Consider the following 17158-nt stretch of genomic DNA (forward strand, 5'->3'; position numbering starts at 1 on the left):
CTCAGTCCACGGGCCAGGTGTGCGCCGCCGCGTTGAGATGCATGTAGTCCATGTAGGACGAGGTCATCCGCCGCAGCGCCTCCTGGCGGTCGTGGATGCCCTCCTTCTCCATCTGGTGGACCGTCTCCACCTGCCACACGGCGCCGTTGCGGGCGCTGACGCAGCGCTGCTCGATGATGCCGAGCAGCGGTTCGCGCCACTCCGCGTCCATACCGGCCAGCTCCAGGCCCCGGTGGGCCAGGGGCAGCAGCCTGCGCAACACCAGTTCCGTGACCGGGACTTCGCCGACACCGGGCCAGTACAGGCGGGCGTCGATGCCGTCGCGGGCCCCCGCGTGGAGGTTCTCCTCGGCGACCGAGAAGGACATCCGCGTCCACACCGGCCGGTCCTCGTCGACCAGCGCGCGGGTCAGGCCGTAGTAGAAGGCTCCGTTGGCGATGATGTCGGCCACGGTGGGTCCGGCGGGCAGCACCCGGTTCTCGATGCGCAGATGCGGTCCGCTGTCGGTGACGGCGTAGATGGGGCGGTTCCAGCGGTAGATCGTGCCGTTGTGCAGCGTCAGTTCCCCCAGCTCCGGCACTCCGCCGCCGTTCAGCGCCGCCTGCGGGTCCTCCTCGTCGCACACCGGCAGGAGCGCCGGGAAGTAGCGCACGTTCTCCTCGAAGAGGTCGAAGACGCTGGTGATCCAGCGCTCACCGAACCACACCCGGGGCCGCACGCCCTGCGCCTTGATCTCCTGCGGGCGGGTGTCGGTGGCCTGCTCGAACAGCGGGATACGGGTCTCGCGCCACAGCTCCCGGCCGAAGAGGTACGGCGAGTTCGCCGCCAGGGCGATCTGTACGCCCGCGACGGCCTGGGCCGCGTTCCAGTAGTCCGCGAACTCCTTCGGCGCGACCTGCAGATGGAACTGGGTGCTGGTGCAGGCGGCCTCGGGCGTGATGGCGTCGGCGTACATCGCCAGGCGTTCCACTCCGTCCACCGTGATCCGCAGGTCCTCGCCCCGTGCCGCGAAGATCTGCTCGTTGAGCAGCCGGTAGCGCGGATCACCGGACAGGGCGTGCTCGCCGACGTCCGCCTCGCCCAGGGTGGGCAGGATGCCGATCATGATCAGATGCGCGCCCACGGCCGAGGCACGTTCCTCGGCGTGGTTGAGCGCGTCGCGGATCGCCTGCTCCCAGGCGCCGGGGCCGCCGGCCGTCAGCTCACGGGGCGGGATGTTGATCTCCAGGTTGAAGCGCCCCAGCTCGCTCGACCAGGCCGGGTCGGCGATGGCCTGGAGCACCTCGGTGTTCCGCATCGCCGGCAGCCCGTCGTCGTCCACCAGGTTGAGCTCGATCTCCAGCCCGACCTGCGGACGCTCGCTCTCGAACCCCGACTCGCGCAGCATCTGCGCCAGCACATCGAGGCAGGTGTGCATCTTGTCCCGGTAGCGACGGCGGTCCTCCCGCGTGAACACCAGGGCCGGCACATCTCGTCCCATCGTGCCCTCCGAGTCCCCTCGGCGCATGTGTCTCGTCCCAGCGTCGCACTTCGGACGCGCCCGGGACAGTCCAGGAGCGAGAGCACACCACAGGGGCCCGGCCCGCCCGCCCGGAATGCCGTTGTCAGTGCCCAGGGCTAGCCTCCGGACTACTGACTCCTCACCCCGTTCCGGAGGGTTTCATGGGCTCGCGACTCAATCCCTACATCAGCTTCGACGGAGACGCCCGTCAGGCGCTGGAGTTCTACAAGGAGGTCTTCGGCGGCACGCTCGCGCTCAACACCTACGGCGCTTTCGGTCAGCCGGACTCCCCCGAGGCAGACAAGATCATGCACGGCATGCTGGAGACCCCGAGCGGCTTCACCCTCATGGGCGCCGACTCCCCGCCCGGCATGGAACACACCCCCGGCAGCAACTTCTCGGTGAGCCTCAGCGGGGACGACGACGCGGAGCTGCGCGGCTACTGGGAGAAGCTCTCGGCCGGCGGTTCGGTGGCCGTGCCGCTCGACAAGCAGATGTGGGGCGATGTGTTCGGCATGTGCACGGACCGCTTCGGCATCCCGTGGATGGTCAACATCACCGTGCCGCAGGGCTGAGCGAGACCGGTCCGCCCGCCCTACGCCCGTGGGGCGGGCCCGCTGGTCCCCCTGATCACCAGCTTGGGATCCAGCACCGCCTCCCGCGGCTCCAGCTCCGGGCGCTCCAGGCGCTCCACGGCGAACCGCACCGCGTGCTCCGCCATCAGCACGGCGTCCTGGCGTACGGTCGTCAGCCCGATCGGCATGAGATGGGAGAGGTGGCTGTCGTCATAGCCGACGACGGACATGTCCCGCGGAACCTCCACGCCGGCCCGTGTCAGCGCCATCAACAGGCCCATGGCACACCGGTCGTTGCCCGCGAGGACCGCCGTCGGCAGCGGCAGGCCCTGGTCGCGCTCCGCCACCAGCAGCCGTCCGGCCTCGATGCCGGCCTGCTCGGTGTGCTCACCCGGGACGACCCGCGCCTGCGCCTCCAGCCCGTGGCGGCGCATCGCCGCCCGATAGGAACGGCGCCGGTCGGCCGACCCGGGACCACGGCCGCCGTCGATGTGCACGATCCGCCGGTGCCCCTGCTCCACCAGGTGATCCATGGCCTGCCGTACGCCCTTGCCCTCCGCGCTGTGCACGAAGTCCACACGGGCCCGCGGCACCCTGCGGCTCACCGAGACGGTGGCCACCCGCTGTCCGAGCTCGTCGAGATAGGCGGGCTCGGCGTCGGGGCCCAGCAGGATCAGCGCCTCGCAGCGGTGGCCGAGCAGCGCCTCGACGGCCTTCTCCTCGCTGCGGCCCTGGGCGGTGGCGGAGAGCAGCACGTCGTAGCCGAGCCGTTCCGCCTCCGGGTAGATCCCCTCGATGAGATCCGTCTGGAAGGTCTGGCGCACGGTGAACATCACGCCGATGGTGCGACTGCGCCCCCGGGCCAGCAACCGGGCCGCACTGTCCGGCCGGTAGCCGATCTCGTCGGCCACCCGTAGCACCCGCTGCCGGGTCTCCTCGCTCGCCCCCGGCTGGTTGCGGAACACGATCGAGACCAGCGCCCGGGAGACGCCCGCCTTCTCGGCGACGTCCGCCATCGTGGGCCGCTGCCTGCCCGATGCATCCACCTGTGAACCCACCCTCCGACGGCGCCCACCCTAGTGGGCTCCCGGGAAATCGCCCGGCCGCCAGCTATTGACATGACATTTGGACAGGAGTCATCGTACTCGCACTAGAGCGCGCTAGTAGAGCGCGAAAGGGACGCTCATGCTTCAAGGCGAGTTAGGAAACGATCATGACTGTACGTGTGGGTGTCGTCGGCGCCGGCTGGATCGGCAAGGAGCACATCCGGCGTCTCACCGAGACCGTCACGGGCGCCCGCGTCACCGCGGTGACCGACATCGACGCCGCCCGCGCCGCGGAGGCGGCGGCACCGGTCGGCGCCCAGGTGCTGTCCGACAGCGCGGCCCTGATCGCTTCCGCCGAGGTCGACGCCGTCCTCGTGACCTCGTGGGGGCCCACCCACGCCGAGCACGTGCTCCACGCGATAGCCGCGGGCAAGCCGGTGTTCTGCGAGAAGCCCCTCGCCACCAGTGCCGAGGACTGCCTGCGGATCATCGAGGCGGAACAGGCACACGGCCGCCGGCTGGTCCAGGTCGGCTTCATGCGCCGCTACGACGTCGGCTACCGGCAGATGAAGCAGGTCATCGACTCGGGCCGCATCGGTGAGCCGCTGATCGTGCACTGCGCCCACCGCAATCCGAGCGTGCCGGAGGCGTACACCTCCTCGATGGCCGCCCTGGACACGGCGGTGCACGAGGTGGACGTACTGCGCTGGCTGCTCGACGACGAGATCGTCTCCACCCAGGTGATCACACCGCGCGCCACTAGCAAGCGGTTCGCGCATCTCAAGGACCCGCAGATCATGCTCTTCGAGACCGCCAAGGGCGTACGCATCGATCTGGAGGTCTTCGTCAACTGCCGGTACGGATACGACATCCAGTGCGAGACCGTGGGCGAGGAAGGGCTGGTCCGGCTGCCGGACCCGGCGGCGGTCGGTCTGCGCAGTGCGGGCCGGCACAGCACGGAGGTACTCACGGACTGGGTCGGCCGGTTCGCGGAAGCCTTCGACACCGAGTTCCGCGAGTGGATCGCGGGCATCGCCGCCGGTCTGGAGCCCGCCGGCCCCTCGGCGTGGGACGGCTACGCGGCCACCGTCATCACCAGCGCGACCGTCGAGGCCCTGGAGTCGGGCCATGTCGTCGCCACCGACCTCAAGCCCCGCCCCGCCTTCTACGGAGGTGCCGCGTGAAGATCGCCCTCGACCCGTACATGTTCCGCGCCCTGCCGATCGACGACATGGTGCGCACAGTCGCCGAACTCGGCTATGACTACATCGAGTTGTCGCCCCGCGACGACTTCATGCCGTTCTTCCTGCACCCGCGGGCCGACGACGAGCGGATCGCCGGGCTCAGGAACTCCCTGCGGACGCACGGCGTTCAGCTGTCCTCGGTCCTGCCGCTGTACAAGTGGTCGTCACCGGACGAGAGCGAGCGCCGGACGGCCGTCCGCTACTGGAAGCGGATGATCGAGATCACCGCCGACCTCGAATGCCCCCTGATGAACTCGGAGTTCAGCGGCCGACCCGAGCGCGCCGCCGAAAGCGAGGCGGCGTTCTGGCGCTCGATGGAGGAGCTGCTGCCGGTGTTCGAGCGGGAAGGCATCGCTCTGAACCTGGAGGCCCACCCGGACGACTTCTGCGAGGAGAACACCCCCGCGGTCGACCTGGTCCGCGCCCTCAACAAGCCCTGGGTGAACTACCTGTACTGCGCGCCGCACTCCTTCCATCTGTCCGGGGCCGATCCGACCGCCGACATCGCGGCGATGATGCGCCACGCCGGCGACAAGCTCCAGCACGTGCACATCGCCGACTCCTTCAACCACAAGGGTTCCAGCGGACTCCGCTACATCCTCAACCCGCCCGGCACCACCGCCCGTATCCACCAGCACCTCGACATCGGTCAGGGCGAGGTCGACTGGGACGCCTTCTTCGGCACCCTGCGCGACCTGGACTTCGACGGCGTCGCGACCGCCTGCGTCTTCGCCTGGGAGGAACGCGCCCACGAGTCCTCGACGTTCATGCTCGACCGCATCACGAAGGAGCTCGCCTCCCAGGGAGGCGGCGCGTGGATGAGACGATGCCGCGCATGACGTTGTCGACGGCTTTCACGACGTTGTTCGGTGTGCGGCATCCCATCGCCCTTGCCCCCATGGGCGGTTCGGCGGGCGGTGCGCTCACCGCGGCCGTCTCGCGCGGTGGCGGGCTGGGGTTGCTGGGGGCGGGAGGCGGGCATCCGGATCTGCTGGCCCGGGAGTTGCCGGTCCTGGCGGATGTCGAGGAACCGTGGGGCGTCGGGTTCCAGACCTGGGCGACCGAACTGCGCGCGGTCGATGAGGTGCTGGAACATCACCCCGCCGCGGTGATGTTCTCCTTCGGCGATCCGGGCCCGTTCGTCGACCGGGTCCATGAGGCCGGCGTGGCGGTGCTCCTCCAGGTCACCGATCTGGAGGAGGCCAGGCAGGCGGTGGACCTGGGCGCCGATGTCATCGTGGCGCAGGGCACCGAGAGCGGTGGCCACGGCGCCCTGCACGGGCGGTCCACGCTGCCGTTCGTACCGGTCGTGGTGGATCTGGTGGCACCGGTGCCGGTGCTGGCGGCCGGTGGCATCGCCGACGGCCGGGGGGTGGCCGCCGCTCTGGCACTGGGGGCCGCCGGGGCGCTGATCGGAACCCGCTTCCAGGCCACGGCCGAGGCGCTCGTCGATCCCCCGGTCGCCGAGGCCCTGGTCCGGGGACGGGGGCAGGACACCGAACGCAACCGCATCCTCGACATCGCCCGAAGCTCCCGTTGGCCCTCGAAGTACACGGCTCGCACCCTCGGACACCCCTATCTCGACCGGTGGCGGGGCCGCGAGGCCGAACTCGCCGCGGATCCCGCGGCTGCCCGCCGGGCCTACGACGCCGACGTGGAACGCGGCGCCGTACCCCCGTCACCTGTCTGGGCGGGCGAGGCGGTCGACCTCGTCACCGATCTGCCTCCCGCGACCGCCCTCGTATCCACCCTGGCCGCCGAGGCGGAAGCGGCTCTGGCGAGGGCGGCGGGCCGCTGACCGGTCCTGCTCGGTACGTACATGTCTCCCTTGAGGCAGCGCAGTGGTGTCACACGGCTGCGGAGCTGTGACGGCTCACCGGTGTTCATGAACCCACCCTGCGCCACGGCCGCCAGGACCGACCAGCCCTCTCCCGCTGGCAGGATCACCGATCCCAGGAGCAACACCACCACGCTCAGGGGGAATACGCCGACCGCCCGCGGACCCACCCGAAGACCACCAACGAGCACACCGCCGCGAACGCACACCAGGTCGAGGCGAACTCCAGCCGCCACATCGCCCAGCACACCAGCACTCCCACCGCGGCCAGGACCCCGAATCCGACCAGCCAACGGTCGCCGGAGAGCAGCAGGGCGCCGACCGTGGCGAGCAGGTAACCCGCGATGAGCACTTCGGCGTGGGACAGGCCGACGACGTAGCCGACGGTATGACCGCGGATCTCCGCACGCACCGGCCGCGTGATGATGGCGTACGCCATCACACCTGCGGTCACGACACCGCACACCACAGGAATCGCCAGCCGGCCCCACGCCTGCCGCGGCGCCGCGCACAGCACGGCCAGCGGCACCCACGCCGCCAGGAGGGGAAGAGCGATCACCGCCCATACGACGGTCGCGGGGCCGGTCCCGCCCTCGACCTGCCAGACGCGGGCCTCGACCAGCTGATGCGCGCCGAGCAGCAACGGCACCGCCGCCATCGGGAGATCACCCCCTCTGCGCACCCGCGCCACACAGGCCGCACCGACACCGACGATCCCGGCACCGGCAACGAGATCGGCCGTGGCACTCCAGCACATGGCACCACCATGGCAACGATCCGACCCCGTCGCACACCGGACGCCCAAGCCGAACCCCCTGCCCTTGCCCCGATGCGCCGCCCCACCTAGCCTGACTTTGTGCCGCTAATAAACAAAACCCGAACGCACAACGACGTGCCGGGTGACAAGGGGAACGCCCTCAGCCGCCTCCGCATCGTCCTGACCGCCTTCTTCGCCCTCGACGGCTTCATCTTCGCGGGCTGGGTGGTCCGCATCCCCGCCATCAAGGAGCAGACCCACGCCACCGCCGGCGCCCTCGGCCTCGCGCTCCTCGGCGTCTCCGCCGGAGCCGTCATCACGATGACACTCACCGGCCGCCTGTGCCGCCGCTACGGCAACCACCAGGTCACCGTCGCGTGCGCCGTACTCCTCTCCCTCAGCGTGGCCCTGCCCCCACTCACCCACTCCCCCCTGGCCCTCGGCGCCGTACTGCTGATCTTCGGCAGTGCGTACGGAGGGATCAACGTCGCCTTCAACAGCGCCGCCGTCGACCTGGTCACCACCCTGAAGCGCCCCATCATGCCCAGCTTCCACGCGGCCTTCAGCCTCGGCGGCATGGTCGGCGCCGGCCTCGGCGGGGTGGTCGCCGCACACCTGTCCCCCACCCGTCATCTGCTCGGCCTCACCGTCATCGGTCTCCTCGTGACGGCCGTGGCCGGACGCGCGCTGCTGCGGATCGAACCGCCCGCGCCGCCCGAGCGGACAGAACCGCGAGCGGGCACCGCCCCGCGCCGGCTGGACCGGCGGACCCGGGGGCTGGTGATCGTCTTCGGGACGATCGCCCTCTGCACGGCGTACGGCGAGGGAGCCATGGCCGAGTGGAGTGCGCTGCATCTCCGGGAGGACCTCCACACCTCCCCCGGTGTCGCCGCCGTCGGCTTCTCCTGCTTCGCCCTCACCATGACCATCGGCCGGCTCACCGGCACGACACTGCTGGAGCGCCTCGGCCGCACCCGTACCGTGATCGCCGGCGGATCCACCGCGGCGGCCGGCATGCTGCTCGGCGCGCTCGCCCCCGAACTGTGGGCGGCGCTCCTCGGTTTCGGCATCGCGGGACTCGGCCTCGCCAACCTCTTCCCCGTCGCCATCGAACGCGCCGGAACGCTCGCCGGCCCCAGCGGCGTCGCCACCGCCTCCACTCTCGGCTACGGCGGCATGCTCCTGGGCCCGCCCGCGATCGGCTTCATGGCGGACTGGTTCTCCCTCCCCATCGCCCTCACCAGCGTGGCCGCCCTCGCCGCCACGGCAGCCGTCATCGGGTTCCTCACACGACGTCACAGTTGAGGAGGCCCGTGACGGACGCCGACCGGTTCTCGCCTCAACTCCCCTGAGACTCGGACAACCTGCTCAGTGATCGTCCGGGCACCTCTTCGACCGCGCTCCATGCGGCACACTCACCCTCATGGAAACTGCCGAGTTCGTCCGCATCCTCGACCAGGAGGGCCGATCGCTCGCCGCGGCCGCCGAACAGGCCGGTACCGACGCCAAGGTGCCGACCTGCCCGGAGTGGCAGGTGCGGGATCTGGTGCGGCACACAGGGGCGGTGCACCGCTGGGCGGGGGCGCACGTTGCCGAGGCGCACACCTCCCCCCGCCCCTTCGGAGGCTCGCCGGACCTCGACGGTGCCGAGCTCCTGGCGTGGTTCCGTGAGGGGCACCGGCGCCTCGTGGACACCCTTACCTCCGCTGATCCGGACACGCAGTGCTGGCAGTTCCTGCCGGCGCCCTCGCCGCTCGCGTTCTGGGCGCGCAGGCAGGCGCACGAGACCGCGGTGCACCGCTTCGACGCGGAGTCCGCGCGGGGCGGCACGCCGAGCGGCATCGCGCCCGAGTTCGCCGCCGACGGCATCGACGAACTGCTGACCGGATTCCACGCCCGCACCAGGAGCAGGGTGCGCAGCGAGCGTCCCCGGGTGCTGCGGGTGCGGGCGACGGACACCGAGGATGCCGTGTGGACCGTACGGCTGTCCCAGGAGCCGCCCGCGGCCGTGCGGAGCGCGGAGGGGGACGCGGAGTGTGAAATCACCGGTTCCGCAGCCCAGTTGTACCTGTCGCTGTGGAATCGCGTGCCGTTCCCCGGCGTGAGCGGTGACGGCTCGCTCGCCGAGCTGTGGCGCACGACGTCCGGGATCTGAGCCCCGGCCGCCCGATCAGTCCGAGTCCAGCATCTTCGTCAGCACCGCACGCTGCACCGGGAGCACCTCTCCGTGCAGCGTGCGCCCCTTCGACGTGAGCACCACCCGGACGCCCCGCCGGTCCTCCGAGCACATGCCGCGCTCGACGAGTCCGTCCTTCTCCAGCCGGGCGATCAGCCGCGACAGCGCGCTCTGGCTCAGATGGACCCGCTCGGAGATCTCCTGGACGCGATAGGAGCAGTCGCGGCCTGTGGCGCGCCGCGCGTCGGCGAGGACGTCGAGCACCTCGAAGTCGCTGGCGCACAGGCCGTGTCGGTGGAGCGCACGGTCCAGTTCGCACTGGGTGCGCGCATGCAGCGCCAGGATGTCCCGCCACTGGTCCACGAGCGTCTGCTCGGCCTTCTTCGCCGCCATGGGCGCACCGTAGCAGAGAGGGGCAATTATTGCACCGTAATTAAATGCTCTTGCATTCAATGTATGCGCATGTAGTGTCTCCGGCATGACCTCTCCGCTCAACACTCCGGCGTCCGAGGGACGTTGGACTCCCCGACTGTGGGGCACGCTGCTGGTGCTCTGCGCCGCGATGTTCCTGGACGCACTCGATGTGTCGATGGTGGGCGTCGCCCTGCCGTCCATCGGCGCCGACCTCGGTCTGTCGACCTCGACCCTGCAATGGATCGTCAGCGGATACATCCTCGGGTACGGCGGCCTGCTGCTGCTCGGCGGTCGCGCCGCCGACCTGCTGGGCCGGCGCCAGGTGTTCCTCGTCGCCCTCGGCGTCTTCGCGGTCGCCTCACTGCTCGGCGGGCTCGTCGACTCCGGGCCGCTGCTGATCGCCAGCCGGTTCATCAAGGGCCTGAGTGCCGCGTTCACCGCGCCCGCCGGCCTGTCCATCATCACCACGACCTTCGCCGAAGGCCCCCTCCGCAACCGCGCGTTGTCGATCTACACCACCTGCGGCGCCACCGGCTACTCGATGGGCCTGGTCTTCTCCGGCCTGCTCACGGAGGCCAGTTGGCGCTACACGATGCTGCTGCCCGCCCCCGTCGCGCTGATCGCCCTGATCGCGGGCCTGAAGCTGCTGCCGCGCAGCGAACGTGAACAGAGCACCGGCGGCTACGACATCCCGGGAGCCGTCCTCGGCACCACCTCGATGCTGCTGCTGGTGTACACCGTCGTCCAGGCGGCGGAGGCCGGCTGGGGTTCCGCCCGCACGATCCTGTCCTTCCTGGTCGTCTCCGTGCTGCTGACCGCCTTCGTGGCCGTCGAGCGGCGCAGCCCCAGCCCGCTGATCCGGCTCGGCGTCCTGCGCTCCGGCCCGCAGGTCCGCGCCCAGCTCGGCGCGTTGACGTTCCTCGGCAGCTACATCGGCTTCCAGTTCCTGGTCACGCTCTACATGCAGCAGGTGCTCGGCTGGTCGGCGCTGCACACCGCGCTGGCCTTCCTGCCGGCGGGCACACTGGTGGCGCTGTCCGCGACCAAGGTGGGCACGGTCATCGACCGGTTCGGCACCCCGCGGCTCATCGTGGCCGGCTTCGCGCTGATGGTCGTCGGCTATCTGCTGTTCCTGCGCATCGACCTCGACCCGGTCTACGCGTCGGTGATCCTGCCGACCATGCTGCTCGTCGGCGCCGCCTTCGCGCTGACCTTCCCCTCGCTCAACGTCCAGGCCACCAACGGCGTCGACGAACACGAGCAGGGCATGGTCTCGGGTCTGCTCAACACCTCGGTCCAGGTGGGCGGCGCGCTCTTCCTGGCCGTCGTCACAGCGGTGCTGACGGCGAACGCCCCCGCGGAGAACGCCTCCCCCCAGGCCGTCCTCGACAGCTACCTCCCCGGCCTGACGGTGGTCACCGGCGTCGCGGTCGCGGGCCTGCTGATCTCGCTGACCGGACTGCGGGTCCGGCCCCGCCGGAAGACCGTCGTGGTCGTCAGGTCCACATCCCAGGAGGAGGCGGAGCGCGTGTCCGTGCGCGACTGAGAGGGGGACGCCTCCCCTGTCGTGCGCCCGGCGGAGTGTTTGCTCCGTCGGGCGCACGACGGTGATACTCGTCGTATGACCGCATACGGGAGACGACGGGATCAGGCGGCGCGGGACGCGATCACCGTCGAGATCGGATACGCGCTGTTCACGGCGGCGTTCGCGGCGGCTGTCGTCTTCGGGGCGCTCGCGGGTCCGGCGCTGCTCTTCGAGCTGCCTCGGACGGTGGAGAAGCTCCTCATGCACGTGGCCCTCGCGCTGGCGCCGGTGCTGTTCGTGGCCCGGGTCCTCAGTGTGCTGCTGCGCTTCGGGCGCGAGGACGACGCCGCTCAGCCCAGCCAGCCCGGCCGCACCAGTCCCGACTCGTAGGCCAGCACCACGAGTTGGGCCCGGTCACGGGCTCCCAGCTTCACCATCGTGCGGCTGACGTGGGTCTTCGCGGTGAGCGGGCTGACCACCAGGCGCCGGGCGATCTCCTCGTTGGACAGGCCGATACCGACCAGAGCCATCACCTCCCGCTCCCGCTCGGTGAGCCGGGCCAGCGCGTCGGCCGTCGCGGGCTCCTTGGAACGGGCCGCGAACTCGGCGATGAGCCGCCGCGTCACCCCCGGCGAGAGCAGCGCGTCTCCCTCCACCACCGCCCTGACCGCGCGCAGGAGTTCCTCCGGCTCGGTGTCCTTGACCAGGAACCCGGAGGCGCCCGAGCGGATCGCCTCGAAGACGTACTCGTCGAGTTCGAAGGTGGTGAGCATGACCACCCTGACGTCCGGCAGCCGCTCGTCGTCGGTGATCCGGCGGGTCGCGGCGAGACCGTCGAGCACCGGCATCCGGATGTCCATCAGGACGACGTCCGGGCGCAGTTCGCGCACCAGACGCACCGCCTCCTCGCCGTCGGCTGCCTCGCCCGCCACCTCGATGTCCGGCTGCGCGTCGAGCAGTGCCCGGAATCCGGCCCGGACAAGCGACTGGTCGTCGGCGAGCAGTACGCGGATCACCGGTTCTCCTTCACTGTGAGGGGCAGTACGGCGAGCACCCGGAAGCCTCCGTCGGGACGTGGCCCGGCCTCGATCGTGCCACCCAGGGCCGCGGCCCGCTCCCGCATTCCGGCCAGCCCGTTGCCGCTGCCGCCCGCGTCGGCGCCGGTCGCGGGCCCGTCGTCGTCGATACGGAGCCGTAGCGTCGTCCCGTCGTCGTGAGCGAGGTGCACGCGCGCGTGCCGCGATCCCGAATGCCGTACGACATTGGTGAGCGCCTCCTGGACGATACGGAACGCGGCGAGATCCGTGCCCGGCGCGAGTTCGGGGGCCTCCCCCTCGATCCGCACGGTCAGTCCCGCGCTCGCCGCCTGCTCCACCAGCTCCGGCAGCCGGTCGAGCCCGGGGGCCGGCGCGCGGGGCGCGTCCCCGGGGGTGCGCAGGGTGTCGAGGACCTGGCGGACCTCGCCGAGCGCCTCCTTGCTGGCGGCCTTGATGGTGGTGAGCGCCGTGCGTGCCTGTTCGGGGTCGCTGTCGAGGAGGGCGAGGCCGACGCCGGCCTGCACATTGATCACCGAGATGCTGTGCGCGAGGACGTCGTGCAGTTCGCGGGCCATCCGCAGCCGCTCCTCGTCGGCGCGCCGGCGTGCCGCCTGCGCCCGCTCGACCCGCTCCCGCACCCACTGCTCGCGACGGGTCCTGGCCACCTCCGCCAGCGCCACGATGGCGACGCCCCAGGCGGCGACCACCCCCTCCGAGCCCCAGGAGGCCGCGTCGTCCCCGGACGGCGGCAGCCACTGGTAGAGCCAGTGGGCCACCAGGACATGCCCGGTCCAGAGCAGGCCGAGTGCCGTCCAGGCGGCCTTGCGGTGACCCGCGACGATGGCGCTGAAGCAGCCCAGCGCGAAGGTCACGAAGACCGGTCCGTAGGGGTATCCGGCGCCCAGGTAGAGCATCGTGGCGGCCGCCGTGCCGAACACCACGACCACCGGGTACCGCCGGCGCCACAGCAGCAGTCCGGCCGCCACGACGAGCAGCACGCGCGCGAAGACGTCGAGCGGGGCGCGCTCCAACTGCTGCCCGGCGGCGAAGCGCGATCCGCCGAGCACGAAGACCGTGATCAGCGCGGTGGACAGCCAGGGCAGCCGGGAAGCGAACTCCGCCTCGTCCCGGCGGCGCCACCACGGCGGCCCGTGCCGCCACCACAGACCTCCGGATACCCGCTGCTCGTCCATGTCCGCCACGCTAGACGCCGCCCTCCGCCCGGGACGTCAGCCGGGCGAGGTCATCACCCGTACTCCCCGCGAAGTACGTCGCCCTCCCTGACCCGCAGCCGCCGCAGCCGCTTCGGCGCCCACCAGTTCGCCCGCCCCGCGAGCCGCATCGTCACCGGCAGCAGGACGACCCGGATGAGGGTGGCGTCGACAAGGATCGTCAGGGCCGTCCCGACGCCGAGTTCCTTGAGGAAGACGACGCCGCCGGTGCCGTACGACAGGAAGGACAGGGCGAGGATCCCGGCCGCGGCGGTGATCAGCGGCGCGCTGCGCCGGATGCCCTCACCGACCGCGCGCTCGGTGTCGCCGGTCCGCTCGTGCTCCTCCTTGACGCGGGCCAGCAGGAACACCTCGTAGTCCATGGAGAGCCCGTACGCCACGCAGAACATCAGCACCGGGATGCTCGGCTCGATCGAGCCGGTCGGGGTGAAGCCGAGCAGCCCGGACAGGTGTCCGTCCTGGAAGACCCAGACCAGGCAGCCGAACATCACCGACAGGCTGAGCAGGTTGAGCACGGTCGCCTTCAGCGGCAGCAGCACGCTGCCGGTCATCAGGAAGAGGATCACGTACGTCGCCACCAGGACCAGACCCACGGCGAACGGCAGCCGGTCGAGGAGGGTGGCGCGGAAGTCGGTGGTCTCGCCGGGGTAGCCGCCGACGAGGGCGGGGGCCGGGGCGGCGGTGTCCCGGATGCGTTCGACGAGGGCGGGGACGTTCCCGTACATCGCCTCCTGTGTGGGTACGACGGCCAGGCGCGCGCGTCCGTCGGGTGCCGTCAGCCGGTCCTGGCCGGGGGCTCCGGTGCGCCGGCCGTCCCGGTAGGCGCCGTCGGGGGCGTCGACCTGGTGCACGCCAGGGACACGGGAGAGCCGGGCGGCGTACGCGCGCGTGTCGGCGGGCTCGGTCAGGACGACCTGGACGGTGTCGGTCGGTTCGGCGGCGAACTCGCGGTGGACGATCTCGGACGTGGTGCGCGAGGACGTGCCCGCGGGGAGGGTGCGCTCGTCGGGGAGGCCGAAACGCAGGCCGAGCAGGGGCGCGGCGGCGACGAGCAGGACCGTGAGGACTCCGGCACCGGCGAGGAGCGGCCGGCGCATGGCCGCCAGCGCGGTGCGGTGCCAGAAACCGGAGGCCGGTGCGGCGGGCCGCTCCACGCGGTGACCCCACAGGGCGAGCGCGGCCGGCAGGACCAGCACGGCCCCGGCGACCGCGCAGAGCACGACGAGGACACCGGCGTAGGCGAACGAGCTCAGGAAGAAGAACGGGAACACCAGCAGCGCGCACAGCGACACGGCCACCGTGATCCCGCTGAAGACGACCGTGCGGCCGGCGGCGACGGTCGCCGCGAGAACGGCCGCCTCCCGCTCGCGGCCGGCGCCGCGCTCCTCGCGGTAGCGGTGGATGACGAACAGGCCGTAGTCGACGCCCAGTCCGAGGCCGAGCACGAGGGCCAGGTTCGCGGCGAACGTCGACACCTCGGTGAACTGCGCCAGCAGACGCAGACCCGCGAGCGCGCCGAGGACGGACAGCAGACCGACGCCCACGGTCAGCAGGGCGGCCACGGTGCGCCGGTAGACCAGGATCAGCAGCAGCACCACGACCGGCAGGGCGAAGGCCTCCGCCCGCAGGAAGTCGGCGCGGGCCTCCTCGCCGACCTGCCGGGAGATCTCCTCCTGTCCACCGACGCGGACGTCGAGCTCGGCGGTGGTGCGGGTCAACCGCGGCGAGAGGGTGGCGAGTTCCTCGCGGATCTCGGTGGCGTTGCCCGCCAGGTGAACGAGGACCAGGGCGCGCCGCCCGTCCGCGCCGCGCAGGGCGGAGCTGTCGGCGTCCCAGTAGGAGGTGACGTCCATGGCCGACGGCAACTCCGCCACCTCCGCGACGAGTTCACGCGCGGCCCGCTCGGTGCGCGCACTGTCCACGTCACCGTCGCGCGCCGTGACCAGGAGGGCGAGATCGGGGTTCCCGGTGCGGAAGTCCTCACGCAACAGGTCCCCGGCACGCACCGACTCGGTGCCGGGCGCGCTCCAGCGCGACAGATCGAGGTCCTGCTGGGCGCCGGCACCGTAGGCGCCGAGACCGAGCAGGACGAGAAGTGCGCCGGTCAGCACGGCGCGACTGCGCCGCACCGCCAGACGGCCGAGCCGGGTCAGCATGGGGCAGCCCTTCCAGGGGAGTTCGGGATCGCGTGACGCGCCCACAGTCCGCCCGCTCGCTGGAAGGCCCGCTGGAAGATCCACTGGAAGACGCGTGACGGCGTCACCGCGGACCTTCGTCGCGAGTGGGGGCTCGTCATCCCGGCATGCGGCTCGGGCGGCGTTAGGCTCGACGCATGGGTGAGGGGACTGCCGGGGCCGTGCGCTGCGAACTGCTGGGTCCGCTGAGGGCGTTGCGCGACGGCGTCGAGATCCCGCTGGGCCCGCCGAAGCAGCGCGCGGTTCTCGCCGTGCTGTTGCTCCAGGAGGGGCGGACGCTGTCGTACGACGGGCTGGTCGAGGCGGTGTGGGGCGGGGCGCCGCCGGTGCATGTGCGCAACCTCGTGCAGAAGTACGTCTCCGGGCTGCGCCGCGCGCTCGGGGACGGTGTGCTGCTGGAGTGGACCGGCACGGGGTACCGGCTGACCGGCGTCGTCATCGGCGACCTCGCCGACCGGCGGCTCCTGGTGGACGAGGCGCTCACCGCGCGGGACACCGGTGAGGTGCGGCGGGCGGTCGAACTGGCGCGTCGGGCCGAGGAGTTGTGGCGCGGTGACTTCGCGGAGGGTCTGCGGGCACCCTGGCTGGCGGCGGAGCGGCTGCGCTGGGCCGAGAAGCGGCTCACCGTCCTGGAGGCACGGCTGGAGGGCGAGATCGCGCTCGGCCGTTCCTTCGAGTACGTCCACGAGCTGGTCCGCCTCGTGGCGACGCACCCTCTGCGCGAGCGGCTGGTCGAGCTGCTGATGCTCGCCCTGTGCCGCCTCGGCCGCCCCTCCGACGCGCTCAGCGCCTACGAGGGAGCCCGGCAGCGGCTCGCGGAGGCGATGGGCGCGGACCCGGGACCGGCGCTGCGGTCCCTGCACGCGCGGGTACTGCGTCAGGACCCGGAACTGCTGCCGTCGCCCTCGCCGGTCGTGCCGGTCGGCTGAGCCGCCAGCCCCACCCCGTCGGCGAGTTGGGTCACGGCCTGCCGGAAGAACGTGTCACGGTCCTCGACGACCCGGTTGAACTGCCCGAACAGCTCGAACCCCACCAGCCCGAACAGCTGAGCCCAGGCCGCGACGAGCGCCGCCACCGACCCGGGCGGCAGGTCCGGGGCGAGGTCGGCGGCCATCCGCTCGGCTTCGGGGCGCAGTCCGGCGGAGAGCCGGGGCTCGGTCAGGGCGGCGCCCCGGTGGGCGTCGCGGACGATGCCGATGAAGACGAGGCCGACGCGGGAGGCGGCCGGGACGGTGGTCTCGGGCGCGGTGTAGCCGGGCACCGGCGAGCCGTAGATCAGCGCGTACTCGTGCGGATTCCGCAGTCCCCAGCCGCGCACCGCCTCGCACACCGCGGTCCAGCGCTCGGCCGGCCCCGCGGCCGCGGCCTTGTCGTGCGCCGCCTCCGCGCTCTCGCCGATGGAGTTGTACGCGTCGATGATGAGGTCGGTGAGCAGGTCGTCACGGCTCGGGAAGTACCGGTAGAGCGCGGACGACACCATGCCGAGCTCGCGCGCGACGGCCCGCAGCGACAGCTTCGCGGCACCGTCGGCGGCGAGCTGTCTGCGCGCCGCGTCCTTGATGGCCGCGGTGACTTCGATCCTGGCCCGGGCTCGGGCGCCGTGTGCGGTGCTCATGCAA

The 17158-nt window shown here is 71.6% G+C and carries 17 protein-coding genes; 9 read left to right on the top strand and 8 right to left on the bottom strand.

The window, feature by feature from the left end; genetic code table 11:
- Position 1: 1 nt before the first annotated feature.
- Positions 2–1480 (bottom strand): glutamate--cysteine ligase, encoded by a 1479-nt coding sequence (locus OG381_RS08155; protein WP_327715442.1) that lies wholly within the window; start codon positions 1478–1480, stop codon positions 2–4.
- Positions 1481–1662: 182 nt separating this feature from the next.
- Between OG381_RS08155 and OG381_RS08160 the strand changes: the two genes are divergently transcribed.
- A complete protein-coding gene (locus OG381_RS08160) occupies positions 1663–2076 on the top strand; it encodes a VOC family protein (protein ID WP_327715443.1) in 414 nt (137 codons plus the stop codon).
- Positions 2077–2096: 20 nt separating this feature from the next.
- Here OG381_RS08160 and OG381_RS08165 read toward each other — a convergent pair whose 3' ends face one another.
- Positions 2097–3092 carry a LacI family DNA-binding transcriptional regulator gene (locus tag OG381_RS08165; protein WP_327715444.1) on the bottom strand — a complete coding sequence of 332 codons (996 nt, stop codon included), beginning with the start codon at positions 3090–3092 and terminating at the stop codon, positions 2097–2099.
- A 197-nt stretch (positions 3093–3289) separates the two neighbouring features.
- On the opposite strand from OG381_RS08165, the gene OG381_RS08170 reads away from it, so the two are divergent.
- The 3 genes from OG381_RS08170 to OG381_RS08180 are packed head-to-tail and all read left to right on the top strand — an operon-like array spanning position 3290 to position 6164.
- Positions 3290–4306, top strand: coding sequence for a Gfo/Idh/MocA family oxidoreductase (locus OG381_RS08170; protein ID WP_327715445.1), 1017 nt, complete (start codon positions 3290–3292; stop codon positions 4304–4306).
- Complete coding sequence (locus OG381_RS08175) at positions 4303–5205, top strand: sugar phosphate isomerase/epimerase family protein (protein ID WP_327715446.1); 903 nt, start codon at positions 4303–4305, stop codon at positions 5203–5205. Before OG381_RS08170 ends, OG381_RS08175 begins: the two co-directional genes overlap by 4 nt.
- Positions 5181–6164, top strand: coding sequence for a nitronate monooxygenase (locus OG381_RS08180; protein WP_327715447.1), 984 nt, complete (start codon positions 5181–5183; stop codon positions 6162–6164). The genes OG381_RS08175 and OG381_RS08180 overlap by 25 nt, the downstream gene beginning before the upstream one ends.
- A gap of 175 nt (positions 6165–6339) precedes the next feature.
- On the opposite strand, the gene OG381_RS08185 is transcribed toward OG381_RS08180, so the two are convergent.
- Positions 6340–6960: a DUF6629 family protein gene (locus OG381_RS08185; RefSeq protein WP_327715448.1), complete on the bottom strand. Its 621-nt coding sequence runs from the start codon at positions 6958–6960 to the stop codon at positions 6340–6342.
- Between the two features lie 135 nt (positions 6961–7095).
- Here OG381_RS08185 and OG381_RS08190 point away from each other — a divergent pair, with 135 nt between their 5' ends.
- Entirely contained in the window at positions 7096–8265 is a 1170-nt protein-coding gene (locus tag OG381_RS08190; protein ID WP_327715449.1) for an MFS transporter, read from the top strand.
- A gap of 118 nt (positions 8266–8383) precedes the next feature.
- Positions 8384–9115 (top strand): maleylpyruvate isomerase family mycothiol-dependent enzyme, encoded by a 732-nt coding sequence (locus OG381_RS08195; protein WP_327715450.1) that lies wholly within the window; start codon positions 8384–8386, stop codon positions 9113–9115.
- 15 nt (positions 9116–9130) lie between these two features.
- Here the strand turns inward: OG381_RS08195 and OG381_RS08200 are convergent, their stop codons facing one another.
- The gene (locus OG381_RS08200) at positions 9131–9529 is read right to left on the bottom strand and encodes a MarR family winged helix-turn-helix transcriptional regulator (RefSeq protein ID WP_327715451.1); all 399 of its coding nucleotides are present in this window, start codon (positions 9527–9529) and stop codon (positions 9131–9133) included.
- 85 nt (positions 9530–9614) lie between these two features.
- On the opposite strand from OG381_RS08200, the gene OG381_RS08205 reads away from it, so the two are divergent.
- Together OG381_RS08205 and OG381_RS08210 are read left to right on the top strand one after the other, a co-directional pair.
- A complete protein-coding gene (locus OG381_RS08205) occupies positions 9615–11096 on the top strand; it encodes an MFS transporter (RefSeq protein WP_327715452.1) in 1482 nt (493 codons plus the stop codon).
- Between the two features lie 75 nt (positions 11097–11171).
- Positions 11172–11465 carry a DUF6332 family protein gene (locus OG381_RS08210; RefSeq protein ID WP_327715453.1) on the top strand — a complete coding sequence of 98 codons (294 nt, stop codon included), beginning with the start codon at positions 11172–11174 and terminating at the stop codon, positions 11463–11465.
- On the opposite strand, the gene OG381_RS08215 is transcribed toward OG381_RS08210, so the two are convergent.
- Genes OG381_RS08215 through OG381_RS08225 form a run of 3 tightly spaced genes read right to left on the bottom strand, consistent with a single transcriptional unit; the run spans position 11426 to position 15500 of the window.
- A complete protein-coding gene (locus OG381_RS08215; RefSeq protein ID WP_327715454.1) occupies positions 11426–12091 on the bottom strand; it encodes a response regulator transcription factor in 666 nt (221 codons plus the stop codon). The two genes, OG381_RS08210 and OG381_RS08215, sit on opposite strands and share 40 nt — an antisense overlap.
- Positions 12088–13305, bottom strand: a complete 1218-nt coding sequence (locus tag OG381_RS08220; RefSeq protein WP_327715455.1) for a sensor histidine kinase — start codon at positions 13303–13305, stop codon at positions 12088–12090. The genes OG381_RS08215 and OG381_RS08220 overlap by 4 nt, the downstream gene beginning before the upstream one ends.
- Positions 13306–13358: 53 nt before the next feature.
- On the bottom strand, positions 13359–15500 hold the full coding sequence (locus OG381_RS08225; RefSeq protein ID WP_327715456.1) for an MMPL family transporter: 2142 nt from the start codon (positions 15498–15500) through the stop codon (positions 13359–13361).
- A gap of 176 nt (positions 15501–15676) precedes the next feature.
- Here OG381_RS08225 and OG381_RS08230 point away from each other — a divergent pair, with 176 nt between their 5' ends.
- Entirely contained in the window at positions 15677–16468 is a 792-nt protein-coding gene (locus tag OG381_RS08230) for an AfsR/SARP family transcriptional regulator (protein ID WP_327715457.1), read from the top strand.
- Here OG381_RS08230 and OG381_RS08235 read toward each other — a convergent pair.
- The gene (locus tag OG381_RS08235; RefSeq protein ID WP_327715458.1) at positions 16417–17154 is read right to left on the bottom strand and encodes a TetR/AcrR family transcriptional regulator; all 738 of its coding nucleotides are present in this window, start codon (positions 17152–17154) and stop codon (positions 16417–16419) included. The genes OG381_RS08230 and OG381_RS08235 overlap by 52 nt on opposite strands.
- Between the last annotated feature and the right edge of the window lie 4 nt (positions 17155–17158).

The organism is Streptomyces sp. NBC_00490, assembly GCF_036013645.1.
Classification (GTDB): Bacteria; Actinomycetota; Actinomycetes; order Streptomycetales; family Streptomycetaceae; genus Streptomyces; species Streptomyces canus_F.